The sequence below is a fragment of the Pseudonocardia alaniniphila genome (assembly GCF_022524485.1).
In the GTDB taxonomy this organism is placed as follows: domain Bacteria; phylum Actinomycetota; class Actinomycetes; order Mycobacteriales; family Pseudonocardiaceae; genus Pseudonocardia; species Pseudonocardia alaniniphila.
Genome location: NZ_JAKXMK010000027.1, coordinates 1 through 25,146, shown reverse-complemented (window position 1 = coordinate 25,146; position 25,146 = coordinate 1). Strand labels below are relative to the sequence as shown.

Sequence of the window (25,146 nt, the reverse complement as noted above, 5' to 3'; positions counted from 1 at the left end):
CCCATCGCGCGACGCACGGTCCACGCCCCTGCGGCCGATACCGCGACCGATAGTCCGATGATCACCGGAAACGACCCACCCGACGTCGTGTCACTAAGTAGTGACACAACCGATGAGAGCTTGACCGGCACGGGGGAAATGTATCCGGAAAAATATCAGGACTTATCAAAATGAGCGTCGGCGAAGTATTCTATAAATGCGACCGTTGTCGACCCGGACGAACCACAGAAGGCCTGCCGAGAATCTCCTCCGGGAGGACCGTCACCCAGAATTGAAATGCGACCACAGCGCCCATCAGAAACCCGAACGTGGTGCGGTACAGCGTTTTCGCACGGCAGCCCGGTCACGAGCGGGGACGGCTCACGAGCCCAGCCGGGTCATCCCCCGCCCTCACGCGGAGGCAGGCGCCGTCCGACCAGCGAGCCCGCACCGGACCAGCGGCGAACCGGGCACCCAGGACCGGAGCGACCGGCCCTGGGATCGGCGCGGTACAGGCGTGCACCCGCAACCAGGGACGGGAGGCGCTGCCCAGCCACGCGACGCAGGTGGTCGACGGCAACGAACGCGCTGTCGCACGGCTACGAAACCCGATTGACCAGCCTTCGAATAGGGGCCTACCAGGCACGCTCCTCGGCCGCCGCGCCGGGCTGCACATCCTCGTCCTCGTCGTCCGCCGGCAGCGTGAGCTGGAGGGCAATGGCCCGGGCCAGCGCTGCGTAGACGTGGGCAACCGCGTGGGATCGCGCGCGGGTGCCGTCCCCCGCGGCCACGGCGGCGAGGATCTCGCGATGACGCCCCAGCACCTCGGCGCGGTCGGCGTCGCTGGAGGTGGCCAGCCACAACAGGGGCCCGACCTCGGACTGCAGGCTGATCGTCGCGCGCGTGAGGCGTGGTGACTGCGCTGCGGCCGCCAGCTCCACCTGGAAGCGAAACTCGGCCCGGCGCCGCGCGGCGGCGTGGGTGGCACACTCCAGATCCGAAACAGTGGCAGTGATCAACGCCACCTCCTGCTCACCGGCGCGGTAGGCCGCGAGCAGGGCGCTGGTACCGCTGATCGCCACGTAGTGGTCGGCCAGGTCACGCAGCTCCGACGGGCTCACCTCGCGCAACCGGTCGCGGAGGAGGTCCGATGCCCCGCCACGAACGTCCCGCACGAAGCTGCCGCCGCCACGGCCACGGCGGGTGACGACCAGACCTTGTTCACGCAGCGTCGTCAGCGCTTCCCGAATGGTCACCGGGGACACCCCGAAGGATTCAGCGAGGTCACTCTCGCTGGGCAGGTGCTCGTCGGGGAGGAGCAGACCGAGGCGGATACCCTCCGACAGCCGACGCACTACCGCGTCGGCGCGCTTACTGACCTCGAGGGGGGCGAAGACCCCAGCTTTACCTCCCACCGTCAGCGTTGGCCTGTCCCTGCGCACCCGTCCCATCTCCTCTGTGCGTCGGAGAGACCAGACTGACACAGCATTTGACTCAAAACATATAAACTCATAAGTTATCCTCGAATATCACTCGGAGGGGTGCGTGCCGTCTGTCGCTCGATCCGTCCCGGTCACGCCGCAGCAGCACACCGGCGAGATTCCGGCGATCTCCCTGCGCGGTGTCCGCAAGGAGTTCTCAGGTGGAGTGGTCGCGGTCCACGACCTGGACCTCGACATCGCCGAGGGTGAGTTCGTCACGCTGCTAGGCCCGTCGGGCTCCGGGAAGACCACGGTTCTGCGCCTGATCGCCGGCTTCGAGCAGCCCACGGCCGGCACGGTGCTGCTGCGCGATCGCGACGTCACGACGGCTCCGCCGTTCGACCGCGATGTGCACACCGTGTTCCAGGACTACGCGCTGTTCCCGCACCTGTCGGTGCTGCGGAACGTCGAGTACCCCCTGCGGATCGCACGTGTCCCGCGGGCCGAGCGCCGGGAGCGGGCGCTCGCCGCACTGGCCACCGTGCGCCTGGAAGGGCTGGAGGACCGCAACCCCACGGCGCTCTCCGGCGGGCAGCGCCAGCGGGTCGCCCTGGCCCGCGCGCTGGTGGACCGGCCGGCGGTCCTGCTGCTCGACGAGCCGCTCGGCGCGCTCGACCTGAAGCTGCGCGAGCAGATGCAGATCGAGCTCAAGGAGATCCAGCGCTCCTCCGGCATCACGTTCGTGTTCGTCACGCACGACCAGGACGAGGCGTTGACCCTGGCCGACCGCACGATCGTCTTCTCGGAAGGTCGCGTGGCACAGTCCGGGTCCCCGCAGGAGGTCTACGAACGGCCGACGTCGTCGTTCGTCGCCGGGTTCGTCGGCACCTCGAACGTGCTGGCCGGAGAGGCCGCCGAGTCGGTGCTCGGCCGCGATGGCAGCTGGAGCATCCGGCCGGAGAAGATCAGCGTCGCCGCCGCCGACACCCCGGCCGTCCCGGATCGGACGAGTGCTGACGGAGTCGTCGAAGAGCTCGTCTACACCGGGGCCACCACACGTTGCGTCGTCGCCCTCGAAGCCGGTGGGGTGCTGTCCGCCCTGCTGCTCAACGGGGGTGCGGACGGGCAGCCGCTCAGCCGCGGCCAGGCAGTCCGGCTCTCGTGGAAGCCGGAGCACGAGGTCCGTCTCATGTGAGCCACCTCGGGGGGACGTGTGCCCCGGGGGATAACGAGTCGCGCCGTCGCCCGACCGCGCTGCTGAGAGAACGGGAGAGAGAGATCCATATGAGATGTCAGACAGCGCTGCGCACAGTCGCGCTGGTCGGAGCCCTCGGGCTGGCACTCGCCGCGTGCGGCAGCAGTGAGGACACTGCTCCGGTTCTGGACGACTCCCCGCCGGAGGCCACCGCCTACGCCGGTCCCGTCGGTCAGGGCGAGGGGGCGCTGTCCGTGCTGGCGTGGCCGGGCTATGCCGAGGACGGGTCCACCGACCCGGCCGTCGACTGGGTCACCCCGTTCGAGCAGGCCACCGGCTGCCAGGTGTCGGTCAAGACGTTCGCCACCTCGGCCGAGGCCGTGCAGCTGTTCTCCACGGGCGAGTACGACGTGGTCTCGGCGTCCGGTGACGCGTCGCTGCGGCTCGTCTACGGCGACCGCGTGCAGCCGGTCAACACCGACCTGGTCCCCAACTATGCGGACATCCTGCCCGACCTGAAGAACAAGCCCTGGAACACCGTTGCCGGGAAGAGCTACGGCATCCCGCACGGCCGCGGGGCGAACCTGCTGCTCTACAACCTCGCCACGCACCCCACCCCGCCCACCTCGTGGGCGGACATGTGGGAGCCGGGCTCGCCGGCAGCCGGCAAGCTCAGCGCCTACGGTGACGCGATCTACATCGCCGACGCCGCCGTCTACCTGATGGCCAAGCAGCCGGAGCTGGGGATCAAGAACCCCTACGCTCTCGACCAGACGCAGTTCGACGCCGCGATGGCGCTGCTGCGCCAGCAGAAGCCGATGCTGGGCGAGTACTGGGGCGACTACGTGAAGCAGGGCCAGGGCCTCGCTTCCGGCACCCTGTCGGAGGGGATGGGCTGGCAGCTCACCGCGAACCTGGCCAACACCGACGCCACCACGGTGGGCACCACCAAGCCCGTCGAGGGAGCGACCGGCTGGTCGGACACGTGGATGATCAAGAAGAACACCGAGCACATCAACTGCGCGTACCAGTGGCTGAACCACATCGTCTCCCCCGAGGCGAACGCGCAGGTCGCGGAGTACTTCGGTGAGGCCCCGGCCAACACCAAGTCCTGCGCGCTGACCAAGAACCCGGACCACTGCACCCAGTACCACGCGCAGGAGACGGGCTTCTGGGACAACGTCTACTACTGGACGACCCCCATCGAGCAGTGCATCGACGGTCGCCGGGACGTGGAGTGCATCGGCTACGACGACTGGGTCCGTGCCTGGACCGAGCTCCAGAACAGCTGAGCCAGCACCACAGATCGACACCCGCGGCCGGGTGTGACCCGCAACGGTGGGTCGCACCCGGCCGTACCTCGCATCGTGGAGGAGATCTTGTCCAGCGTGACAAGCACCCCGGCGCCGCCCGCCCTGTCGCGGCGCCTGCAGGCGGTGCTGCACCGTCGACCGGCCCTTCGCCTCACCGGTCTGCTCACGCCCGCGCTCGTCTGGCTCGTCCTCTTGTACATCGCGCCGCTGGCCCTGCTGCTGGCCACGGCCTTCTTCAGCACCAACAGCTTCACCGGGCGGATCGAGTACGAGTTCTCCACCGACAACGTCGTCGACGTCCTGACCACGCCGGAGTACCTGCTCACCGCTCTGCGCACGGTGGGGGTCGCGGTGGGCGTCACGCTGCTCTGCGTCGTGCTCGCGCTCCCGCTGGCGGCCTTCATGGCGCTCGTGGCACGTCCGCGCTCGCGCCCGGTGCTGGTGGCGCTCGTGCTGACCCCGCTGTGGGCGTCGTACCTGGTCAAGATCTACGCATGGCGCATGCTGCTCGTGCCGGAGGGTGGTCTCCTCGGCTCGCTGAGCCCGGGCTACGGCTGGATCGCCGTGATCGTGACCCTCACCTATCTCTGGCTGCCCTACATGGTGCTGCCGGTGTACGCGGGGATCAGTTCGATGCGCGGCTCGTTCCTCGAGGCCACCGCGGATCTCGGCGCCCGCCCGTGGACGTCCTTCCGCACCGTGATGCTGCCGCTGCTCGCGCCGTCGATCGCCGCAGGCTCGGTGTTCACGTTCTCGTTGTCGCTCGGCGACTACATCACGGTGCAGACCGTCGGCGGCACCCATCAGATGCTGGGCAACATGGTCTACTCGACCTTCTCGGTCGATCTTCCGTTCGCCGCAGCCGTGGCCATCCTGCCGCTGATCGTGATGGCGGCCTACCTGCTGACGATCCGGCGCACCGGCGCCCTGTCCCGGCTCTAGGAGGGCGGCACCCGTGATCCTCTCCACCCCGGCCCGCTGGCTGCTGCGCGCGGCCGCCGCCGGCGTCCTGACGTTCGTCTATGTGCCGCTGCTGCTGGTGATCCTCAACTCGTTCTCGACGAGCCGGGTCTTCGCCTGGCCGCCACCGGGCCTCACCCTGCACTGGTGGCAGGTCACCGCCACCAACGACGGCGTGCGCGCGGCCCTGCTCACCTCGGTGGAGGTGGCGCTGCTGGCCACGCTCGTCGCCGTGGTCCTCGGCACCCTCGCCTCGCTGGCGCTCACCCGCTACGAGTTCTTCGGCCGCGACGCCGTGTCGCTGCTCGTGGTGCTGCCGATCGCGCTGCCGGGCATCGTCACCGGCATCGCGCTGAACACGATGTTCACCCAGGTTCTGGGCGGGCTGACCTTCTTCACGCTGGTGGCGGGCCACGCCACGTTCTGCATCGTGATCGTGGTGAACAATGCCTCCGCACGGTTGCGGCGGATGGCGGGCACGCTGGAGGAGGCCTCGATGGACCTCGGAGCCACGCCGTGGGCCACCTGGCGACACGTCACCTTCCCGGCGCTGCGCGGTGCCATCGTTGCCGGTGCCCTGCTGGCGTTCGCGCTGTCCTTCGACGAGATCATCGTCACGACGTTCACCGCGGGACCAGGCCTTCAGACGCTGCCGCTGTGGATCTTCCAGAACCTCTTCCGCCCCAACCAGCTGCCGGTGGTCAACGTCGCGGCCGCGGTGCTGGTCGTGATCTCGGTGCTCCCGGTCTACCTGGCCAACCGGCTGTCCGGTGACTCCGCCGGCGCAGCGACGAAATAAGCGCGGCTACCAAGTGAACTACACGAAGTGAGAGGGGCCCGTCATGCAGACGTTCCACAACATCGTCGACGGTAAGCCAGCACCCGCGGCCGACGGGCGCACCCTCGACATCTCGGACCCGAAGACGGGCGAGGTGTACGCAACCTCGCCGCTCTCCGGGCCCGCCGACGTCGACGCCGCCTACCGCAGCGCCCGGCGCGCGTTCGACGAGGGCTGGCGCGACACCACGCCGAGCGACCGCATGAACGCGCTGCTCGCGATGGCCGACGCGGTCCAGGCCCACGGCGAGGAGCTCGTCGAGATCGAGGCGCGCGACACGGGCAAGCCCACCGGGCTGACGCTGTCGGAGGAGATCGGCCCGATGGTCGACCAGCTCCGGTTCTTCGCCGGTGCCGCCCGGCACCTCGAGGGCCGCTCCACGGGCGAGTACATGGAGAGTCATTCCTCGTCGATCCGGCGGGAACCGCTCGGGGTGATCGGCTCGATCACGCCGTGGAACTACCCGATGATGATGGCGATCTGGAAGATCGGCCCGGCGATCGCCGCAGGCAACACCATGGTGCTCAAGCCGTCGGACACCACTCCGGCCAGCACGGTTCGGCTCGGCGAGCTGTTCTCCGAGGCGCTCCCTCCCGGCGTGCTCAACGTCGTGTGCGGCGACCGCTCCACCGGCGTCGCGATGAGCGAGCACCCGATCCCGGCCATGCTGGCGATCACGGGCAGCATCCCGGCAGGCAAGTCGGTGGCCGCCGCCGCGGCGTCCCGCGTCGCCCGGGTGCACCTCGAGCTCGGCGGCAACGCGCCGGTCATCGTGTTCGACGACGTCGACGTCAAGGCCGCCGCGGCCGACATCGCCGTGGCCGGGTTCTTCAACGCCGGTCAGGACTGCACCGCGGCCACCCGGGTGATCGCGCACGCCGACGTGGCCGACGCGCTCGCAGAGGCACTGGCCGCGGAGGCAGGCGGTGTCCTGTTCTCCCGTGACGAGCAGCCCGGTGCCGAGGACCTCTTCATCCCGCCGCTGAACAACCCGGACCAGCTCTCGAAGGTCTCGGGCCTGCTCGAACGGGTGCCGTCGCACGCGCGGGTGCTCACGGGTGGCGCACCGGCCGACGGCCCGGGCTGGTTCTACCCGCCCACCGTGGTGAGCGGGCTGCAGCAGGACGACGAGATCGTGCAGACCGAGGTCTTCGGCCCGGTCATCACGGTGCAGACCTTCACCGACGAGGACGAGGCCGTCGCGTTCGCCAACGGCACGCCCTACGGCCTCGCGTCGAGCGTCTGGACGAGCGACCACTCCCGCACGATCAGGCTGTCGCGGGCCCTGGACTTCGGCTGCGTCTGGGTCAACTGCCACATCCCGCTGGTCGCGGAGATGCCGCACGGCGGGTTCAAGGAGTCCGGCTACGGCAAGGACCTGTCCGGGTACTCGCTCGAGGACTACACCCGCATCAAGCACGTCATGAGCAAGTACTGAGCAGGTCCGGCACCTGACTCGTCACAGGCCGCCCATGTAGAGCAGGAGGTTCGGGGTGCCACCCGCGCCGCCGCCGTCGATGACACCCGGCGTCGCGCTGCCCACGATCCACTGCTCCACGGTGCTGCTGGGCGCGTCACCGTAGGTCTGCTTGTAGAGGGCCGCCACCCCGGCGGCGTGCGGCGCGGCCATCGACGTGCCCGTGTAGGACGCCGTGCCGCCGCCGGGGAAGGTCGACCGGATGCCCGTGCCCGGGGCATAGAGGTCCACACAGTCTCCTGTGGAGGACCTCGGACCCCGTTCGTCGTCGATGGTCGAGTTCGCCACGACCAGCACACCCCGCGATGCGCGCGGCGCCGACCCGCAGTCGTTCGAACCGGAGTTGCCCGCGGACGAGGCCACGAAGACGCCTCTGTTGACGAGTTCCGTCACCGCTGACGTGAGCACATCCGACTGGCCGTAGCTCCACGACATCACCGCGACGGACGGACCCCGGTGGTCCCTGGCCACGTAGTCGATCCCCGCCAGCAGGGACGACAAGGAGCCCGAGCCACCGCAGTCGAGCACCTTGACCGAGCGCAGCTGCGCCTCCTTGGCCACCCCGTAGTGGTAGGAGCCCGCGATGCCCGCCACCACGGTGCCGTGGCCGTCGCAGTCGCCGTTGACGTCGTCAGCGGAGTTCAGCCCGACTGTGGCCCTCCCGGTGAACTCGGGATGGGTCGTGTCGATGCCGGTGTCCAACACGTAGATCGTCACGCCTGCGCCCGTCGCCCGCGCGGTGAAGCGGCCGTCGAGTGGGAGCCCCCGCTGGTCGATGCGGTCGAGCCCCCAGTTGGGCGGGCTGTCCTGGACGCCTTCCAGCGCCTTCAGCCCCCGGAGGGCTCGCGGCACGAGCACGTCCAGCCTGCGGTCCTCCTCGAAGCCGACCACGCCGGGCAGCGCACCGAGCCGTTGGACCTGGGCCTGATCAAGGCGGGCGGCGAAGCCGGCGAACGCCCGATCGAACGTGGCCGTCGGCCGGACGCCGAGCGCACCGGCGACGGCCGCCGTGTCGGTCGCGGAGTGGGTGTGCACCACGTACTCGACGGTCCGGGGCGACTCGACGAGCGCCTCCGCGCTCCCGGGGCTCACGAACGCACCGAGGAGCGCGAGTGCGGTCGCCACCGGGGCGATCCACGTGGGCAGGCGCGTCACGTGGAGCGACGCTACGGATACAGCAACATTGGGAACAGAGACACGATAGGGGCGTAAGTTACGGATGTGACGATCGCTTGTCGCATTGCGTCATCTGTGACTACACAGAGCAGCAGATGGTCGGCGGATCCGACCCCGCGACGGATCCGCCGACCCCATCGCTATCCCTGTTGGAACGCGCTTCGGACGAGGCCCAGCACGTCCTGCTCACCGAGACCCATACTGCGGGCGAGATCCACCAGCTCGGCCGCACGTTCGGCGATCCTGGCCTGGCCGCTCGTCGCCGCCGAGGTGAGCACGGCGCCGCGGCCCCGGCGCAGATCCACCAGCCCCTCGTCCCGCAGGCGCTGGTAGCCGCGCAGCACCGTGTGCAGGTTGATGCCCAACGACTCGGCGACCTCCCGGGCCGGCGGTAGCTTCTCCCCCGCCACCACCTGCCCGTCGGCGATCGCCCGCCGCACCGAGGCGGCCACCTGGTCGCCCAGCGGTACGGCGGACGTCGGGTCGATGCGGATCAGCAACGGTCGTCGCCCGCTGTCTCGCGCCGCCGGTCCAGCTGGGTGTTCACCAGGCCCGCAGCCGTGGCCGCGCCGGGGACGGTGACGATGAACCAGTGTCCGTTCGACGTCTGCAGCCGCAGCACTTCTCCACTGACGCTCGCCCGGTAGCCGGAGAGCTGCGGGGTGTGGAACACGCCGTAGGTCCCGCGAGGCAGGGCGCGGGGGTCGAGCGTGCCCGCCGTCGCCTCGACGAGGTGCCGGGTCTCCACTCCGAGCATGACCCGCCCGAGCAGCGGCTGGACGACCCGGACACCCTGCTCGTCGACACGGACACGGACCCAGGACTGCCACGCCGCCGCGAGCGCGGCCAGCACCGAGAAGGTGGCGACCAGGTAGCCGGTTCCGGTGGCGAACTGCCACACAGCCAGCACGACCCAGAAGAGCACCCACGCGAGACTGCGCCGGGAGAACACCGAGCGCGTGAACAGGGCGCGCTCCCCACCCGAGAGCTGAAGACGCGGAGCGCCGGGCCGAGGACCGGTCGCGGCGTCGGGCTGCTCCGGGTCGGGACCCATCGCCCACCATGCGAGGAGCCCCACGACCACGAGCACGGGCACGACAACCAGTGGCGAGGCCCAGGCGGGCTCGGGCCGTGCGGGCGGGCCCGCGAGATCCACATTGCGCAGGACGACCTGGAGCACGTAGCCGGCGATCAGCACCGATGCAACCCACGTGCTCACACCGATCCACCGTTGCGCCGTCGGAATCCGGCGACGTCCGTACAGCCAGGCCCCACCCCAGATCATGGCGGCGACCGACCATCCGACGCTCACCCCGATCACCTGGCTCCAGGACGTCGAGTCGCCGAATCCGCCCGTCCCGTACGCCTGAGCCGGAAGCCGATGGGCGAGCGCGGCGTACACGCCCACCACGACCGCGGCGGCTACCACCGGCGGCACGAGCGTGACCACCGCGCGCCGGTACGTCCCCCCGAACTGACCAGCCATGATTCCCCCTCCACGTGACTTGTTTGCAAACAACTATAACAAGTTACGGATCCTGAGGGGAGATGGTTCACCGAACCCGGAGATCAGTCGGCCGCGTGGATCGCCACCTCGGCGGCCTTGACCGCGAACCACAGCTCGGCTCCCGGCTCGACGGCGAGATCGGCCATCGCCGCGGGTGTCACGTCGGCAGCGAGCCCGTCCACCCAATGCGGGCCGCCGGGCATCGCCCTGGCACGCAGCCGCACCATGTCGCCGCGCGGCTCGATCGCCGCCAGGCGAACCGGCACGACATTGCGCGGGCTGCCGTGCGGCCGGTCCGCGAAGACCGCGACCGCCGAGGGCGGGAACACCGCAACCACGGATTCGCCGGTGGCGGGAACCTCTCCGTCGCGACCGGACATGCCCGATACGACCAAGCCGTCGGCCGTCAGCAGCCCCTCGGCGCACGCCGTGCCCGGCACGAGGTCCAGGCCGGCGATCCGCGCCGTGAACGCGCTTCGCGGGCGGGCGAGCACGTCCCGGACGGGGCCCTCCTCCACCACACGACCCTGGGTCAGCACCACGACGTGATCGGCCAGCACGAGTGCGTCGAGCGCCGAGTGGGTGACCAGGACGGCGGTCTGCTTGGGGCGGTTCGCACGCTCACCGCGCAGCATCTGGCGCAACAACGAGCGCATCGCCGGAGTCGCGTCGACGTCGAGCGCTGCCAGCGGCTCGTCGAGCAGCAGAAGGCCTGGGTCCGGCGCCAGGGCCCGCGCCAGCGCCACGCGCTGCTGCTGCCCGCCGGACATCCGGGCGGGTTTCCGGTCGGCCAGCTCCGCCACGCCGACCGCTTCGAGCAGCTCGCGAGCCCGCGCCTCCGCCTCGCGGCGCGGCACGCCGTGTGCCCGGGGGCCGAAGGCGACGTTCCCGACGGCCGTCAGGTGCGGGAAGAGCAGGGCCTGTTGTGCCAGCAACCCCACTCCGCGCTGGTGGGGCGGCACGAGCACCTGTGCTGCCGGGTCGGTCACCAGCTCGTCCCCGACCCGGACGTGCCCCTCGTCGGGGCGCAAGAGTCCGGCCAGCACTCCGAGCAGCGTCGACTTGCCCGATCCATTGGGGCCGAGCACCGCCAGTACCTGCCCCGGCTCGGCCCGGAGGGTCACATCGAGGGTGAACGCCGCGCGTCGCACGACGACGCGCGCGTCGAGGCCGCTCACCGGACTTCGACGGTGCGTGGCGCCGCTACCGCGATCACCGCGACGGCCACCACGACCAGCAGCAGCGACAGCGCCACCGCTGCTTCCACGTCGGTCTCGCGCAACTGGTAGACCAGCAGCGGCAGCGTCTGGGTGGTGCCCTGAAGGCTCCCGGCGAAGGCCACCGTCGCCCCGAACTCGCCGAGGCACCGGGCGAACGCCAGCACCGCACCCGAGGCGAGCCCCGGGAGAACCAGCGGCACCGTCACGCGCCGGAAGGCCAGCCCCGGCGACGCCCCGAGCGTGGCCGCCACCGCCTCGTACCGCCGGCCGGCGGTGCGCAGCGCGCCCTCCATGCTGACGACGAGGAACGGCATCGCCACGAACGTCTGCGCCAGCACCACCGCGCTCGTGGTGAACGGGATCGTCACGCCGAACGCGAGATCCAGTCCGCGACCGACGAACCCGGTGCGCCCGAGCAGGTACAGCAACGCCAAGCCGCCCACGACGGGAGGCAGCACCAGCGGCAGCAGCACCACCGAACGCAGCAGCCGCAGGCCGGGCAGCCTGCTGCGCGCCAGCACCACGGCGAGCGGGCCACCGAAGATGATGCAGAGCAGCGTCGATATCGTCGCGGTGATCAGCGACAGCCGCAGTGCGTCGAGCGCAGCCGGGCTGACCAGCTGCGCCGGCACCTGCGGCCAGTCGGCCTTGATCGCGAGCCCGAGCACCGGCAACGCGATGAGCGCGAAGGCCAGCCCGGCTGGTACCCACAGCAGACGGGGAACTCCGACGCCGACCTCGTGGTCATCGGGCCGGCGTCGGGTCGGCGTCTCGCCGAGGGTTGTGGTCACGGCGTTCCGAAACCTGCTGCCTGCAGCGCCTTCTGACCCTGCGTACCGGTCACCAGGCTCACGAACGACTCCGCGAGCTGCTGCTGCGGGCCGTTCTTGAGCGTGGCGATCGGGTAGTTCGTGGTGGCCTGCTCGGCCTCCGGGAAGTTCACGCCCTGCACCTGGGACCCTGCCGCCGTGACGTCGGTGACGTAGACGAGGCCGGCGTCGGCGTTGCCGGTGGTGACCTTGCCGAGGACGTTCTTGACGTCGGTCTCCTCGCTGACCGGCTTGATGTCCACGCCGGTGGAGGTCTCGACCTTCTGAGCGGCGGCGCCGCAGGGCACCTGCGGGGCACAGACGACGACCTTGAGGTCGGGGTTCGCGAGGTCGGCGAAGGTCGTGATGCCCTTCGGGTTGCCCGGCACGGTGGCGATCTCCAGCACGTTCTTGGCGAAGATCGTGGGCGCCCCGTTGGCGAGCCCGGCGTCGGTGACCGTCTTCATCGTGGCGTCGCTCGCCGAGGCGAACACGTCGGCGGGCGCCCCGTTGACGATCTGCTGCGCCAGGTCGGACGAGCCGCCGTAGCTCATGACGACGTCCACGCCGGGGTTGTCGGTCTCGAACTGCTTCTCCAGCTCACCGAACGTCTCGGTCAGCGAGGCGGCAGCCAGCACCGTGAGGGTGCGGTTCTCCGGCGTGGGTGCGCCGCCGGCGTTCGTGTCGCTCGGCGTTCCGCCGCCACAACCGGCCAGGAGCACCAGCCCGGCCGCGGCCGTGGCGGTCATCATCCGCGTTCTCACGAACTTCCTCCGGGGGTCTCGATGACGACCGTGGTCGACTTGATCACTGCGACGGCCAGGGCGCCGGGCTCGAGCCCCAGCTCCCGCACTGCCTCACTGGACATCAGGGACACCACCCGGTGCGGCCCGCACTGCATCTCGACCTGGGCCATCACCGTGTCGGTGATCACCGACGTGACCAGCCCGACGAAGCGGTTGCGCGCCGAGCTCTGCACGTCGGAGGGGTCGGGTGGGGTGTGCGCGTTTTCGCGCGCGAACGCGGCGAGCGCCGCGCCGTCGATCACCTTGCGGTTCGAGGCGTCGGGCTGGACGGGAAGCGTCCCCGCATCCACCCAGCGACGCACCGTGTCGTCGCTGACTCCCAGCAGACGAGCGGCATCGGAGATCCTGAATTGCGGCACATCGCAGATCCTAAAGCCGCGAATGCGACTTCGCCCACGCCGGGGTTCCGCTGTGGTTGGGTGCAGGTCGTGGACTTCGAACCCAGCGCCGCTGCTGCCGACTTCACCAAGCGCATGCGGGCGTTTCTCGACGAGAAGGTGCTGCCGGCAGAGGCGGAGTACGACGCGTTCCGTGCGGAGCGGCGCGGCACCCCGCAGGAGTGGGACCTGCCACCCGTCGTCGAGGAGCTGAAGACGGAGGCGCGTTCCCGCGGTCTGTGGAACCTGTTCCTGCCGAGCGTCTCCGGCCTGTCGAACCTCGAGTACGCGCCGGTGGCGGAGATCTCCGGCTGGTCGCCGGTGATCGCCCCCGAGGCCATCAACTGCCAGGCGCCGGACACCGGGAACATGGAGACGCTGCACTTGTTCGGCACACCCGAGCAGAAGCAGGAGTGGCTCACCCCGCTGCTCGAGGGCGAGATCCGGTCGGCATTCGCGATGACGGAGCCCGACGTCGCGTCCTCGGACGCCCGCAACGTGCAGACCCGAATTCACCGCGACGGCGACGACTACGTGATCACCGGCCGGAAATGGTGGATCTCCGGATCGGCCGACACGCGCTGCAAGATCTTCATCGCGATGGGCAAGACCGACCCCGACGCGGCCGCGCACCGGCAGCAGTCGATGGTGCTGGTGCCCCGCGACACCCCCGGACTGGAAATCGTCCGGCACCTGCCGACCTTCGGTTACCAGGATCAGCACGGGCATTCGGAACTCGTGTTCCACGATGTGCGCGTGCCGGGGGCGAACCTGCTCGGCGAGGAGGGTGGCGGCTTCGCGATCGCGCAGGCCCGGCTGGGCCCGGGGCGCATCCACCACTGCATGCGCCTGATCGGGATGGCCGAGCGGGCCATCGACCTGATGGTCCGCCGGGCGAACTCACGTGTGGCGTTCGGCAGGCCATTGGCCGACCAGGGCGTCGTACGCGAGCAGATCGCGCAGTCGCGCATCGAGGTCGAGCAGGCCCGGCTGCTGGTGCTGAAGACGGCCTGGCTGATCGACAGGTTCGGGTCGAAGGGCGCGGCCACCGAGATCGCGGCGATCAAGGTGGTGTGCCCGCGCATCGCGTGCGACGTGATCGACCGGGCCATCCAGATCCACGGCGGCGCCGGAATGAGCGACGACCTGCCGCTCGCCTACTTCTACAACTGGGCGCGGGCCCTGCGCCTGGCCGACGGTCCCGACGAGGTGCACATGCGCACCGTCGCCCGTCAGGAGCTGGCCCGGCACACCTGACGAACCCTCATGCTGGCTCCTTATTCCGCAGCGTGATCAACCGCTCCTTTTGAATAGCCGAGAACAGGGAACGGATCAGCAGCTGCGGAACAGGGCACGGGTAAGCATCCGCAGATGCGGAGACAGCCTCTGAGCTGCTGTTTGTCGCCGCGCAAACGGGCATTCAAGGCGGTTAGGCTCTTGTTGTGACGGCTCTCGATCTCGGTATCCCCGCGGTGCGGCGTGCCGCGCCCCGGGACCCAGCCCGCCCCGCCGACCCCCGACTCATCGACTCGTTCGGCCGAGTGGCCACCGACCTGCGCATCTCACTGACCGACCGCTGCAACCTCCGCTGCTCGTACTGCATGCCGGCGGAGGGCCTCGACTGGATGCCGCGCGCCGAGCAGCTCACCGACGACGAACTGTTGCGGCTGATCACCATCGCGGTGCGCGACCTCGGCGTCGAGGAACTGCGGTTCACCGGCGGCGAGCCACTGCTGCGCAAGGGACTCGAGGGGATCATCGCCGCCTCGGCAGCCCTGGAACCGCGCCCGGACATCTCACTCACCACGAACGGCGTCGGGCTCGCCCGCCGGGCGGAAGCGCTCGCGGCGGCCGGCGTCAACCGCCTGAACGTCTCGATGGACACGCTGCAGGAGGAGCGGTTCGCCAGCATCACCCGGCGCGACCGGCTCTCCGACGTGCTGGACGGGCTCGCCGGGGCGCGTGCGGCCGGGCTCAACCCGATCAAGATCAACACGGTGTTGCTGCGCGGCGTGAACGACGACGAGGCAGTCCCGCTCCTGCGCTTCGCGATCGACAACGGGTACGAGCTGCGCTTCATCGAGCAGATGCCCCTCGACGCCCAGCACGGCTGGGAGCGCTCGGAGATGGTCACTGCCGGCGAGGTCATGCAGCGACTGCGGGAGGGCTTCGAGCTCACACCCGACCCCACGGAGCGTGGCGGCGCCCCCGCCGAGCGCTGGCTCGTGGACGGCGGTCCCGCCGTGGTCGGCGTCATCGCGTCCGTCACGCGTCCGTTCTGCGGCGCCTGTGACCGCACCCGGCTCACCGCCGACGGCCAGATCCGCTCGTGCCTGTTCGCGCGCACCGAGACCGACCTGCGGGCACTGCTGCGCGGCGGCTCCACCGACGCCGAGATCGCCGACGTCTGGCGCAACGCCATGTGGGGCAAGCTCGCCGGCCACGGCATCGACGACCCCGGCTTCCTCCAGCCGGACCGCCCGATGAGCGCGATCGGCGGCTGAGCGAGGATGGCAGACATGAGCACGACCACGATGACCCGCGTGACCGTCCGGTACTTCGCCGCGGCCAGGGCTGCCGCAGGCGCCGAGACGGAACCGCTGGAGCTGGCCGGCGACGTCACCGTCGACAGCGTGCTCGCCGCCGTCGGAGATCGGCACGGTGGCGAGCTGGCCCGGGTGCTGGAACGCTGCAGCTTCCTGCTCGACGAGGTCGCCGTGCGCGACCGGTCGACCAGGCTCCCCGACAACGCCACGCTCGACGTGCTCCCGCCGTTTGCCGGGGGCTGAGCCCGCTCTGCCCGTGGATCACCGGCTCCATGTCCTCCTAACGGGGGAATCACAGACGGTCTGATGCACGCACTGTCATGTTGATCACGTTTATCGCCCGTCACCTCCCCCCGCGCCACCCAGTTGGGCGGGTGGGAGCGTGAAGGGCGGACGTGGGCGCACATGGGTAGGCACAGCAAGCAGAAGGTCCGCCCGTGGGCGGGAGCGGGTCGCGCGGCGGCGCTGACCGGAGCGGTCGGAGCCGGGATGATCGGCCTCACGGCGTCACCACTGGCCGGCCTCGCGATGGCCGCCACACCAGGAGCGGCCACCGCTCCGGCAGGAGACGTGACACCAGCAGGCGACGAGGCGGAGCTCGTGCCGGGCACGCCATGCACTGTCACCGCAGAGGCCTGCGTGGACCTCGCGCACAACAAGGCATGGCTGATCGAGGACGGGCAGGTCGTGCGCGGAGCGGTCCCGATCACCCACGGCGCGCCTGGCCAGGAGACCCCGCCCGGCACGTTCACCGTGCAGCGCAAGGAGCAGGACCACCGCAGCGCCGAGTTCAACAACGCGCCGATGCCGTACTCGGTGTTCTTCGCCCCCGGCGGCATCGCCTTCCACGAGGGAAGCCTGCAGCGGCAGAGCGCCGGCTGCGTACACCTCTCGCACGACGATGCGGTCACCTTCTTCGACACTCTGCAGATCGGCGACGAGGTCCAGGTCCGCTGAGCGGAGCTTGCGTAGCGAACAAACAGCGCTGACCCCGTCCGGCTACCTCCTGATCACCACCTTGAGGGCGTTGTTCGCGCCCGCCTCGGCGAAGGTGTCGTAGGCCGACAGCATGTCGTCGAGCGCGAACTCATGGGTACCGAACAGGTCGCCCGCGATCTTGCCGGACTGAACGAGCTTCATGAGCATGGGCACCGTCGTCCCGTCGACGAGCCCGGTCGTGATGGTCACGTTGTTGATCCACAGGTCTTCGAGGTGCAGCGTCGTGGGGTGGCCGTGCACGCCGATGTTGGCCACGACGCCGCCGGGGCGGACCACGCGGGTGCAGAGGTCGAACGTCTCGGGGATCCCGACGGCCTCGATCGCGACGTCGGCACCCAGCCCGTCGTCGGTGAGCGAGGCGATCAGCTCCTCGACGTTCCCACCGGCGGAGTTGAGGACGTGGTCGGCGCCGAACCGGAGGGCGTGTTCGAGCCGCGAGTCGGCGACGTCCACGGCGACCACGGTGGCGGCTCCCGCGAGTTCCGCGGTCTGGATCGCGGCCAGGCCGACCGGGCCTGCCCCGACGACCACGACGACGTCGCCCGGCTTCACCCGGCCGTTGCGGACGCCCACCTCGTAGCCGGTGGGCAGGATGTCGGTGAGGAAGAGCACCTGTTGGTCGGTCACCCCGTCGGGCACCTTGTGCACGCTCGTCTCGGCGAACGGCACGCGGGCGTACTCGGCCTGCGTGCCGTCGATGAGGTGGCCGAAGATCCAGCCGATTCCGCCGGCTCCCTGGCAGTGGCTCGGCATGCCGCGCTTGCAGTACGCGCAGCGCCCGCAGGACGTGATCGCTGGGACGATCACCCGGTCGTCGACCTTGAGACCGCTCACGGCCGTGCCCACGGCGACGACTGTGCCCACGGCCTCGTGTCCGAGGATGCGGCCCGGCTCGACGGTGGGAACGTCTCCTTTGAGGATGTGCAGGTCCGTCCCGCAGATCGTCGTCGTGTCGATCTGCACGACGATGTCGGTCGGGTCCATCGGCTTGGGATCCGCAACGGTTTCCCAGGACTTCTGGCCCGGGCCGTGGTAGACGAGCGCCTTCATCGGCTCCTCCTCGCGACGGTGCTCCGCCACACCCGTGACGGCGCTCACGCACGCTAGGCCGATCCGCCGGGCTCCTCGTCTCAATCTGACACGGCGCGGATCGCAAGATCACCGTAGGCCGGCCACGAGCCGGAGTCCGTGCTCACGGTGGACGCCGCGAGCAGCGCGTGCGCGACGGCCCGCGCCACCACGTCGGCGGCCACGGCGTGGAGCACGAAGAGGTCCAGCATCCCCGGGGCGGGGCCGGCGGACGTGGAGAGACCGAAGACCACGCAGGCGTCGGAGCCCATGTGCCCTGCCGGGATCGAGCGGGTGAGCCCGTCGTGGCCCATCGCAGCCAGCCGAGCGCATCCCGCCTTGTCCAGTGCGAGGTCGGTGGCCACCACCGCGAGCGTCGTCGCCGGGTCCGCTGTCGGCGGGGTTGCCGCGGCGGCGAGCAGCGCGGATCGTCCGGCCTCGTCCACGGCCTCGTCCGGAAACTCGCCGGGCAGCCCGGCCCGCGCTCCGCGCAGCGTGCCGGTGGCCGGGTCCACACCCGACCCCGCCGAGTCGACGACCACGAGCGCGGCCACCACCGCGCCCCCGTCGAGCACCGTGCTCGCGGTGCCGACCCCTCCCTTCAGCCCGCCTGAGACGGCCCCCGTGCCCGCTCCGACCGACCCTTGGGCGACCGGGCCGGTGCTCGCGGCGTCGAACGCGGCGGCCCCGGCCGCCCCGTCCGGGTGCACTCCGCGATCCCCGCCGCGGCCCAGGTCACAGATGGCGGCGGCGGGCACGATCGGCACCACCCCGCCGGGCACCGTGAACCCGCATCCCTCCGCTTCCAGCCGCGCCATCACGCCGTCGGCAGCGGCCAGCCCGTAGGCGCTGCCGCCGGTGAGCACGACGGCATGCACCCGCTGCACCATCCGGCCCGGGTCGAGGAGATCCGTCTCGCGGGTGCCGGGCGTCCAGCCGCGCAGGTCCACGCCAGCGACGGCTCCGTCGGGCGGCGCGACCACGACCGTCGTGCCACTCAGCACCCCGCGCCCGGCGAGGGAGGCATGCCCGACCCGAAGGCCGGGCACGTCGGTCAGGGCGTTGTTCGGTCCGGTCCGCATGAGCGGCAATCCTGCCCTGACCCGGTGGCCGTTTCCCGCCAGCAACGGACCCGGGTATCGGTGACAGTGGAGTCATGAGTACCGCTGCACCGGAACGTGCCCTGCACCGTCTGGACTGGCCGGCACTGCAGGAACAGCTCGACGCCGAGGGTGTCGCCACCACCCCACCGCTGTTGTCACCGCAGCAGTGCTCGAGCGTGGTCGCGATGTTCGACGAGGTCGAGCGGTTCCGCAGCACGGTCGTGATGGCCCGGCACGCGTTCGGCGAAGGAAGCTACCGCTACTTCGCCGACCCGCTCCCGCCGCTGGTCCAGACGCTGCGCGAGCAGCTCTACCCGCCCCTTGCCACCATCGCCAACCGGTGGGCCGAGCGCCTCGGCGAGCGCACGTTCCCCACCACGCTCGACGAGCTACTGGCCGAATGCGCGGCGCTGGGCCAGCACCGGCCCACCCCACTCGTGCTGCGCTACGGCCCCGGCGGCTACAACTGCCTCCACCAGGACGTCTACGGGGACCTCACGTTCCCGCTGCAGTTCCTGGTGATGCTGAGCAGGCCGGACGAGGACTTCAGCGGCGGCGAGAGCGTGTTCGTCGAGCAGCGCCCCCGCCAGCAGTCCCGGCCCGTCGTGGTGCGCCCGCGCCAGGGCGAAGCCGTGATCTTCCCGGTGCGGAACCGGCCGAAACTCGGCTCACGGGGCTATCACCGCGTGCAGATGCGCCACGGCGTGAGCGCCGTGCACAGCGGCGAGCGGCACGTGCTCGGCATCATCTTCCACAACGCGCGCTGACGGCGGATCAGGAGAGCAGCGCGTTCAGCTCGCCGTAGTCGACACCGCCCACCGCCAGCGAGTCGTACGTACCGCTGCCCAGGAGCTCGCGGGCGCCACGGCGTGCCGTCGCGTACGCCGCCTGCGCGATCGCCGTGCCGACACTGACCCGGCGCACCCCCAGCGCAGCGAGTTCCGCGACCGCAGGGGCCCCGGGTCCCGCCATCACGTTCAGCGGGGCCGGGAGCAGGCCTGCCAACTCGCGCAACGTCTCGGCGTCGAGCAGACCGGGCACGAAGATCCCGTCCGCACCTGCGTCGATGTAGGCGCGAGCCCGCGAGACGGTCTCGTCCAGCCGGCCCGCCGGATCGCCGACCTGACGTAGGTAGGTGTCGATCCGGGCATTGACGAACAGCGGCACGCCCGTCGCATCAGCGGCCTCGCGCACGGTGCGGATGCGCCCGGCCTGCTCGCCGGTCTCCCGTAGCGGAGCCCCGGCGTCCTCGATGTTGATCCCTGCCACGCCGGCCCCGATGATCGCCTCGATCGTGCTGCGCAGCTCGGCTGGGGTCTCGCCGTAGCCCGTCTCGATGTCGGCGGTGACCGGCACGCTCACCACGTTCACGATCCGCCGGACGGCATCGGCCGCGAGCTCGCGGGGGAGGTGGTTGCCGTCGGCGTGTCCCAGGCTCCACGCGAGGCCTGCGCTGGTGGTGGCGATGGCCTGCGCACCGGCGTCCTCGATGAGACGGGCTGAGGCCGCGTCCCACGCGTTCGGCAGCACCAGCACACCGGTTTCGTGCAGCTGCCGGAACCGGGTCGCGTGGGCGGTCGCCGTCGTGTCAGTCGTCATTGCGCTATGTGATCACGTACCCCCCGTCGTGCACTCGCGGGTTTTGGACGGCACCGCCCCGATCCCCTGACGCGCCACCGCGGCTCCGGGACACTGGAGCCGTGATACCCGGCCTGATTCCCCGGGAGCGGCGGGTGCTCGCCCCGGGCGCTGTGCACGTGCCGGACTGGCTCGATCTCGACAGGCAGCGCGAGCTGGTTCGTGCCTGCCGTGAATGGGCGAGCGAGGGTCCGGGAATCCGCGCGGCCGTCATGCCGAACGGCGGCCAGATGTCGGTGCGCAGCGTCTGCCTGGGTTGGCACTGGTACCCCTACCGCTACTCCCGCACCCGCGACGACCAGGACGGCTCGCCGGTCACCCCGCTCCCCGACTGGCTCGGCGACCTCGGCCGTGATGCCCTGGCCGAGGCCTACGACGACCCGGAGCGCGCCCGCGGCTACCGGCCCGACATCGCGCTGATCAACCACTACGACGCCGGCGCGAAGATGGGGTTGCACCGCGACAGTGACGAGGAGTCGCTGGAGCCCGTCGTGTCATTCAGCATCGGGGCGCCGTGCCTGTTCCGCTTCGGCAACACGGAGAACCGCGGCCGGCCGTGGACCGACGTCGAGCTGCATTCCGGCGATCTGGTCGTCTTCGGCGACGAGAGCAGGCTGGCCTACCACGGCGTGCCGAAGCTGCTCCCCGCGTTCGACCTGCCCGACACCGGGCTCGCCGCGGGCAGGCTCAACATCACGCTCCGCGTATCGGGCTTGGGCTGACGGTCACGCCAACGCGAGGTGCACGGCCCGTTCCACGGGCGACGCCGGGTGCTCGAGATCGAGTTCGCCTCTCGGCATGAGGGGCGGCTGGGCCATGAACCGCGGTGTCGTGCCGTGGTGGGGCTGCGCGGAGTGCACGAGGAAGGGGTGGCAGAGATAGACGTCGCCCGCCGCCCCGGTGGCCGCGACCTCAGGCCGGTGCTCGGTGGCCGGCACCACCTCGCGCGCGAAGGCGAAGAACTCGGCCCCCTCGTCGCCGTAGGGCGCGAGCAGCCGGGCGGCGTCGTGGTGCGAACCGGTGCGGACGCGGGTGGGGGCGTCGTCGGGGCCGACGTCGGAGAACAGGAACAGCATCAGCAACGCGCGGCCGCGCGAGCGGATGTTCAGCTGGTAGCCGCCGCCGTCGTTGGCGAAGCTCCCTTCCACGTGCCACCCGTCGTCGCCGGGCGGGTCCGGGTGCGGGAACCGGACGGGAAAGGTGCCGAGGCTGCCACGCGGAAACCAGCGCCCGGTCCCCACCAGCTGGTCGAAGGCCGCGTGCAACCGTGGCGTGTTCGCCGCGGCGCGGAACGGCTCCTGCGGGAAGTCACCCAGCCTGATCACGGGGCGCGTCCACGTGGTGGCGTCCGCGGGGTCGCAGCCGGTGGCCGTCCACAGCAGCTCCCGGCCCGCATCGGCCAGCTCACGCGGGAACGCGCCCTCGACGTGCACGAAGCCGTCGTCGACGAAACGGTCGACCTGCTCGTCGGTCAGTGCTCGCACGGCCTCACAGTGCAGGACTCTGCTCCGTGCGACCACCGGATTTCGACGGCCCATCAGTCGTCGTCGAGCCGCACCGCGCCGACCGGACGGCCGCTCTCGCAGCGTAGCCGTACCTCCACTTTCTGCTCCTCGGACTCGAACTCGACGCGGGCTCCCTCCCGCTCGTCGTCGAGCCGGAAGCCCTGAGCGGGGCTCGCGGAGACGATCTCGACGACATCTCCTGCACATCGCGCGACGATCGTGCCGCCGGGGCTCGCGACGACGTCGGCGGCGGCAGGCGAGGGGGGTAGCGGGGACACCGGTGGTGGCGCAGCGAGCGGCGGAGTCGGCGCCGAGCGGGCTGCGGCGAGGGCCCGGTCCACCTCGGCGGGTGTGAGCGGCTGCTGCCCGCCCCCGAGGATGCCGGTGCCGATCGCGCCGACCGCGCTCATCCCCACGAGCGTCGCGGCGACCACGGCCGCCGCCCAGGCGAGGGCGACGAGAGCCGGGCGCGGGCGTCGGGGCGTCGACATCCGCTCAGCCTGTCGTGGCGGGGGTTAAGACTCTCCTAAGGCCGCACTATCGCAAAGCCGCCGCGTCACGGATTTCGCGTGGAACGATGTCCGTTGTCCTACGGTTCGGCAGGTGGCCCAGGTACTTCTCATCGAGGACGACCCGGCTATCCGCGGCGCGCTGAAGCGCGGACTGACCGAGCGGGGTCACGCCGTCGACTCCGCCGGCGCAGCGCTCCCCGGGCTCGAGTCGGCCGTGACGAACCGGCCCGACCTCGTCGTGCTCGATCTCGGCCTTCCCGACCTCGACGGCACCACGATGCTCCGGATGTTGCGCGGGGCGAGCCGCGTGCCGGTGATCGTGGCGACCGCCCGCGACGACGAGGCCGAGATCGTGGCCGTGCTCGACGCGGGCGCCGACGACTACCTGGTGAAGCCGTTCAGCGCTGCGCAGCTCGACGCCCGCATCCGGGCCGTGCTCCGCCGCAGCGGGGACACCGCGGCCGACGCAGCGGTCGTGGTGGGCGGTCTGCGGGTGGACCCGCGGTCGCGGGAGGCGAGCCTCGACGGCACCGCGCTCGACCTCACACCTCGCGAGTTCGCCCTCCTGCACTACCTCGCCGCCCGCTCCGGCCAGGTCGTCAGCAAGCGTGAGCTGCTCACCGAGGTCTGGCGGCTGCCCTACGGCGGCGCCGACAAGACCGTCGACGTCCACCTCTCCTGGCTGCGCCGCAAGCTCGGGGAGACCGCACAGGAGCCGCGCTACCTGCACGCCGTGCGCGGCGTCGGGGTGCGGATCTCCGCACCGCAGGGCTGAGGGGAGCAGATGCGCCGCCGCATCCTGGTTCTCGTCGGGGCGACGACGTCGCTGGTCCTCATCGCCTTCCTCGTGCCGCTCGCCTTGCTGCTGCGCACCGTCGCCGCCGACCGGGCGGTGCAGGCCGCCACCGTCGAGGCCCAGTCGCTCAGCTCGCTCGTGGGCACCACCGACCGGGCCGCCCTCGCGCTCGCCGTCCAGCAGCTCGATCTCAGCTCGCCCGACGCCGTCAGCGTGTTCCTCGCCGACGGCGCCGTCCTCGGCTCGGCCGCCGATCGGACTCCGCTCGTCGAGCTGGGAGCGCTCGGCACCAGCAGCTCCGCGGAGGTGGACGGCGGCCGGGAGATCGTCTTCGCGGTGCGCGACCAGATCGGTGGCGCCGGAGTGATCCGCTCGTTCGTGCCTGATGCCGAGCTCGGCCGTGGCGTTCCGGGGGCGTGGCTGATGCTGGGAGCGCTCGGTGTCGGCCTGCTCGGGCTCAGCCTCGCGGTCGCCGACAGCCTCGCCCGCTCCCTGGTCCGGTCCACCACCGACCTTGCAGCGGTGTCGCACCGCCTCGCCATCGGCGAGCTGGACGCCCGCGCCGACAGCAGCGCGCCCAGCGAGCTCGGCGTGGTCGCCGAGTCACTCAACGGACTGGCCGCCCGCATCACGGACCTGTTGCGCGAGGAGCGCGAGACCGTGGCCGACCTCGCCCACCGCGTCCGCACGCCGCTCACCGCGTTGCGCCTGGACGCCGAGGCACTCTCCGCTCAGGGCGACGCGGCCCGGATCGGCGCGGGCGTCGACGCGGTACAGCGGGCGGTCACCCAGGCGATCGAACAGGCCAGGCGCCGCGGCACCGGCCCGGGCGCGGGACGCACCGGAAGCGACGCCGCAGCAGTGGTGCGCGAGCGCGTCGAGTTCTGGGCCGTTCTGGCCGAGGACACAGACCGGGAAACGGTGGTCGACATCGCGGCGGGACCACTGCCGGTAGCGCTGGGCGAGGCGGACCTCGCGGCCTGCGTGGACGCGCTGCTCGGCAACGTCTTCGCCCACACTCCGGACGGCACGTCGTTCGCGGTGAGGCTCACGCCGCGACCGGACGGCGGCGCCCGGCTGGTGGTCGCCGACTCCGGACCGGGCCTGTCCGACGGGTCAGCCGTCCGGCGCGGCACCAGCGGCGCCGGATCAACGGGCCTCGGGCTCGACATCGCCCGCCGTAGCGCCGAGCAGGCGGGCGGGCAGCTCGAGCTGAGTCGCTCCGCCGACGGTGGGCTCGAGGTCGTGGTCGACCTCGGTGGCCCCGACACTCCGGCCTAAGGCGCGCTTAGGACTCTTGCAGCGTGGCGCTAGCCCGATGATCGGCACTGTCCAGGTCGACGGACAAACGACCTGAAGGAGCAGAAATGCCCACGCCCCGCATCGTGATCGCCACGACCGCCACGGTCGCCGCACTGCTGATCGGCGGCACCGCGATCGCCACTGCCGCCACTGCCGACACGAGCAGCACGGCCACCCCGCGGCCCGTCGCCGTCCAGGACGGGAGCAGCACCACGACGGTTCCCACCACGGTCCCGGTCACGACGCAGGCGGGATCCACCCGCGTCGGCGAGATCTCTCGCGACGAGGCCGTCGCGATCGCCCTGGCGCACATGGGCACCGGGAGGGTCACCGAGATCGAGCGGGAGTTCGAGCACGGCCGGCTGGAGTGGAAGGTCGAGATCGTGGGCCGGACGGGTGAGCACGACGTGCGCGTGGACGCGACGACCGGCGCGATCACCCGGGTCGACGCCGACGACCGGCGCGACGACGACCGGGGTAGCGACGACCGGGATCGGGACGACCGGGGCTGGGACGACCGGAGCTGGGACGACCGGAGCTGGGACGACCGGAGCTGGGACGACCGGAGCTGGGACGACCGGAGCTGGGACGACCGGAGC

At 71.0% G+C, this 25,146-nt stretch carries 27 protein-coding genes; 14 read left to right on the top strand and 13 right to left on the bottom strand.

Going from position 1 to position 25,146, the window contains the following annotated elements; all coding sequences use genetic code 11:
- Positions 1 to 614: 614 nt before the first annotated feature.
- Entirely contained in the window at positions 615 to 1,430 is an 816-nt protein-coding gene (locus MMF94_RS28140) for a FadR/GntR family transcriptional regulator (RefSeq protein WP_241040233.1), read from the bottom strand.
- Between the two features lie 94 nt (positions 1,431 to 1,524).
- On the opposite strand from MMF94_RS28140, the gene MMF94_RS28135 reads away from it, so the two are divergent.
- The 5 genes from MMF94_RS28135 (at position 1,525) to MMF94_RS28115 (ending at position 7,144) form a co-directional block, all read left to right on the top strand.
- Positions 1,525 to 2,595, top strand: coding sequence for an ABC transporter ATP-binding protein (locus MMF94_RS28135; RefSeq protein WP_241040232.1), 1,071 nt, complete (start codon positions 1,525 to 1,527; stop codon positions 2,593 to 2,595).
- 89 nt (positions 2,596 to 2,684) lie between these two features.
- Positions 2,685 to 3,887, top strand: coding sequence for an extracellular solute-binding protein (locus MMF94_RS28130; RefSeq protein ID WP_241040231.1), 1,203 nt, complete (start codon positions 2,685 to 2,687; stop codon positions 3,885 to 3,887).
- A 96-nt stretch (positions 3,888 to 3,983) separates the two neighbouring features.
- Positions 3,984 to 4,850, top strand: coding sequence for an ABC transporter permease (locus MMF94_RS28125; protein ID WP_241040230.1), 867 nt, complete (start codon positions 3,984 to 3,986; stop codon positions 4,848 to 4,850).
- Positions 4,851 to 4,863: 13 nt separating this feature from the next.
- Positions 4,864 to 5,667, top strand: coding sequence for an ABC transporter permease (locus MMF94_RS28120; protein WP_379660302.1), 804 nt, complete (start codon positions 4,864 to 4,866; stop codon positions 5,665 to 5,667).
- A 43-nt stretch (positions 5,668 to 5,710) separates the two neighbouring features.
- Positions 5,711 to 7,144, top strand: a complete 1,434-nt coding sequence (locus tag MMF94_RS28115; RefSeq protein ID WP_241040229.1) for an aminobutyraldehyde dehydrogenase — start codon at positions 5,711 to 5,713, stop codon at positions 7,142 to 7,144.
- Positions 7,145 to 7,165: 21 nt separating this feature from the next.
- Here MMF94_RS28115 and MMF94_RS28110 read toward each other — a convergent pair whose 3' ends face one another.
- From MMF94_RS28110 to MMF94_RS28080, 7 genes are all read right to left on the bottom strand, one after another.
- Positions 7,166 to 8,338: a S8 family peptidase gene (locus tag MMF94_RS28110; RefSeq protein ID WP_241040228.1), complete on the bottom strand. Its 1,173-nt coding sequence runs from the start codon at positions 8,336 to 8,338 to the stop codon at positions 7,166 to 7,168.
- A 161-nt stretch (positions 8,339 to 8,499) separates the two neighbouring features.
- Positions 8,500 to 8,859: a GntR family transcriptional regulator gene (locus MMF94_RS28105; protein WP_241040227.1), complete on the bottom strand. Its 360-nt coding sequence runs from the start codon at positions 8,857 to 8,859 to the stop codon at positions 8,500 to 8,502.
- On the bottom strand, positions 8,853 to 9,845 hold the full coding sequence (locus tag MMF94_RS28100; RefSeq protein WP_241040226.1) for a hypothetical protein: 993 nt from the start codon (positions 9,843 to 9,845) through the stop codon (positions 8,853 to 8,855). The genes MMF94_RS28105 and MMF94_RS28100 overlap by 7 nt, the downstream gene beginning before the upstream one ends.
- A gap of 83 nt (positions 9,846 to 9,928) precedes the next feature.
- On the bottom strand, positions 9,929 to 11,044 hold the full coding sequence (locus tag MMF94_RS28095) for a sulfate/molybdate ABC transporter ATP-binding protein (RefSeq protein ID WP_241040225.1): 1,116 nt from the start codon (positions 11,042 to 11,044) through the stop codon (positions 9,929 to 9,931).
- Positions 11,041 to 11,877, bottom strand: a complete 837-nt coding sequence (locus tag MMF94_RS28090; RefSeq protein ID WP_379660303.1) for an ABC transporter permease — start codon at positions 11,875 to 11,877, stop codon at positions 11,041 to 11,043. Before MMF94_RS28090 ends, MMF94_RS28095 begins: the two co-directional genes overlap by 4 nt.
- Positions 11,874 to 12,644 (bottom strand): molybdate ABC transporter substrate-binding protein, encoded by a 771-nt coding sequence (gene modA / locus MMF94_RS28085; RefSeq protein ID WP_379660308.1) that lies wholly within the window; start codon positions 12,642 to 12,644, stop codon positions 11,874 to 11,876. Before modA ends, MMF94_RS28090 begins: the two co-directional genes overlap by 4 nt.
- A gap of 11 nt (positions 12,645 to 12,655) precedes the next feature.
- Positions 12,656 to 13,060 (bottom strand): TOBE domain-containing protein, encoded by a 405-nt coding sequence (locus MMF94_RS28080; RefSeq protein WP_241040223.1) that lies wholly within the window; start codon positions 13,058 to 13,060, stop codon positions 12,656 to 12,658.
- 69 nt (positions 13,061 to 13,129) lie between these two features.
- Here MMF94_RS28080 and MMF94_RS28075 point away from each other — a divergent pair, with 69 nt between their 5' ends.
- The 4 genes from MMF94_RS28075 (at position 13,130) to MMF94_RS28060 (ending at position 16,581) form a co-directional block, all read left to right on the top strand.
- On the top strand, positions 13,130 to 14,335 hold the full coding sequence (locus MMF94_RS28075) for an acyl-CoA dehydrogenase family protein (protein ID WP_241040222.1): 1,206 nt from the start codon (positions 13,130 to 13,132) through the stop codon (positions 14,333 to 14,335).
- Between the two features lie 185 nt (positions 14,336 to 14,520).
- A complete protein-coding gene (gene moaA / locus MMF94_RS28070; protein ID WP_241040221.1) occupies positions 14,521 to 15,582 on the top strand; it encodes a GTP 3',8-cyclase MoaA in 1,062 nt (353 codons plus the stop codon).
- Between the two features lie 15 nt (positions 15,583 to 15,597).
- Positions 15,598 to 15,867, top strand: a complete 270-nt coding sequence (locus tag MMF94_RS28065) for a MoaD/ThiS family protein (RefSeq protein ID WP_241040220.1) — start codon at positions 15,598 to 15,600, stop codon at positions 15,865 to 15,867.
- 162 nt (positions 15,868 to 16,029) lie between these two features.
- Complete coding sequence (locus MMF94_RS28060; RefSeq protein WP_338104373.1) at positions 16,030 to 16,581, top strand: L,D-transpeptidase; 552 nt, start codon at positions 16,030 to 16,032, stop codon at positions 16,579 to 16,581.
- Between the two features lie 42 nt (positions 16,582 to 16,623).
- Here MMF94_RS28060 and MMF94_RS28055 read toward each other — a convergent pair whose 3' ends face one another.
- Entirely contained in the window at positions 16,624 to 17,721 is a 1,098-nt protein-coding gene (locus tag MMF94_RS28055; RefSeq protein WP_338104372.1) for a zinc-binding dehydrogenase, read from the bottom strand.
- Positions 17,722 to 17,753: 32 nt separating this feature from the next.
- Positions 17,754 to 18,773, bottom strand: coding sequence for a P1 family peptidase (locus tag MMF94_RS28050; protein ID WP_241040219.1), 1,020 nt, complete (start codon positions 18,771 to 18,773; stop codon positions 17,754 to 17,756).
- A gap of 74 nt (positions 18,774 to 18,847) precedes the next feature.
- On the opposite strand from MMF94_RS28050, the gene MMF94_RS28045 reads away from it, so the two are divergent.
- Positions 18,848 to 19,561 carry a 2OG-Fe(II) oxygenase gene (locus MMF94_RS28045; RefSeq protein WP_241040218.1) on the top strand — a complete coding sequence of 238 codons (714 nt, stop codon included), beginning with the start codon at positions 18,848 to 18,850 and terminating at the stop codon, positions 19,559 to 19,561.
- A gap of 7 nt (positions 19,562 to 19,568) precedes the next feature.
- Here MMF94_RS28045 and MMF94_RS28040 read toward each other — a convergent pair whose 3' ends face one another.
- Entirely contained in the window at positions 19,569 to 20,393 is an 825-nt protein-coding gene (locus tag MMF94_RS28040) for an isocitrate lyase/PEP mutase family protein (protein ID WP_241040217.1), read from the bottom strand.
- A gap of 104 nt (positions 20,394 to 20,497) precedes the next feature.
- Between MMF94_RS28040 and MMF94_RS28035 the strand changes: the two genes are divergently transcribed.
- Entirely contained in the window at positions 20,498 to 21,154 is a 657-nt protein-coding gene (locus tag MMF94_RS28035) for an alpha-ketoglutarate-dependent dioxygenase AlkB family protein (RefSeq protein ID WP_241040332.1), read from the top strand.
- 3 nt (positions 21,155 to 21,157) lie between these two features.
- Here the strand turns inward: MMF94_RS28035 and MMF94_RS28030 are convergent, their stop codons facing one another.
- Positions 21,158 to 21,916, bottom strand: coding sequence for a phytanoyl-CoA dioxygenase family protein (locus tag MMF94_RS28030; protein ID WP_241040216.1), 759 nt, complete (start codon positions 21,914 to 21,916; stop codon positions 21,158 to 21,160).
- Between the two features lie 53 nt (positions 21,917 to 21,969).
- Positions 21,970 to 22,428, bottom strand: a complete 459-nt coding sequence (locus MMF94_RS28025) for a hypothetical protein (protein WP_241040215.1) — start codon at positions 22,426 to 22,428, stop codon at positions 21,970 to 21,972.
- Between the two features lie 112 nt (positions 22,429 to 22,540).
- Here MMF94_RS28025 and MMF94_RS28020 point away from each other — a divergent pair, with 112 nt between their 5' ends.
- The 3 genes from MMF94_RS28020 to MMF94_RS28010 form a co-directional block, all read left to right on the top strand.
- Positions 22,541 to 23,224: a response regulator transcription factor gene (locus tag MMF94_RS28020; RefSeq protein ID WP_241040214.1), complete on the top strand. Its 684-nt coding sequence runs from the start codon at positions 22,541 to 22,543 to the stop codon at positions 23,222 to 23,224.
- A 9-nt stretch (positions 23,225 to 23,233) separates the two neighbouring features.
- Positions 23,234 to 24,526 (top strand): sensor histidine kinase, encoded by a 1,293-nt coding sequence (locus MMF94_RS28015; protein WP_241040213.1) that lies wholly within the window; start codon positions 23,234 to 23,236, stop codon positions 24,524 to 24,526.
- Positions 24,527 to 24,612: 86 nt separating this feature from the next.
- Positions 24,613 to 25,146 (top strand): PepSY domain-containing protein (locus MMF94_RS28010; protein ID WP_241040212.1); only part of this gene is annotated, 534 nt, incomplete at its 3' end.

Bases quoted from the DNA above. Each gene is read 5' to 3' on its own strand.
- MMF94_RS28060 (WP_338104373.1), top strand. From the start codon at position 16,030: ATGGGTAGGCACAGCAAGCAGAAGGTCCGCCCGTGGGCGGGAGCGGGT.
- MMF94_RS28065 (WP_241040220.1), top strand. From the start codon at position 15,598: ATGAGCACGACCACGATGACCCGCGTGACCGTCCGGTACTTCGCCGCG.
- modA (WP_379660308.1), bottom strand. From the start codon at position 12,644: ATGACCGCCACGGCCGCGGCCGGGCTGGTGCTCCTGGCCGGTTGTGGC.
- MMF94_RS28100 (WP_241040226.1), bottom strand. From the start codon at position 9,845: ATGGCTGGTCAGTTCGGGGGGACGTACCGGCGCGCGGTGGTCACGCTC.
- MMF94_RS28050 (WP_241040219.1), bottom strand. From the start codon at position 18,773: ATGCGGACCGGACCGAACAACGCCCTGACCGACGTGCCCGGCCTTCGG.
- MMF94_RS28115 (WP_241040229.1), top strand. From the start codon at position 5,711: ATGCAGACGTTCCACAACATCGTCGACGGTAAGCCAGCACCCGCGGCC.
- MMF94_RS28040 (WP_241040217.1), bottom strand. From the start codon at position 20,393: ATGACGACTGACACGACGGCGACCGCCCACGCGACCCGGTTCCGGCAG.
- MMF94_RS28130 (WP_241040231.1), top strand. From the start codon at position 2,685: ATGAGATGTCAGACAGCGCTGCGCACAGTCGCGCTGGTCGGAGCCCTC.
- MMF94_RS28045 (WP_241040218.1), top strand. From the start codon at position 18,848: ATGAGTACCGCTGCACCGGAACGTGCCCTGCACCGTCTGGACTGGCCG.
- MMF94_RS28025 (WP_241040215.1), bottom strand. From the start codon at position 22,428: ATGTCGACGCCCCGACGCCCGCGCCCGGCTCTCGTCGCCCTCGCCTGG.
- MMF94_RS28015 (WP_241040213.1), top strand. From the start codon at position 23,234: ATGCGCCGCCGCATCCTGGTTCTCGTCGGGGCGACGACGTCGCTGGTC.
- MMF94_RS28140 (WP_241040233.1), bottom strand. From the start codon at position 1,430: ATGGGACGGGTGCGCAGGGACAGGCCAACGCTGACGGTGGGAGGTAAA.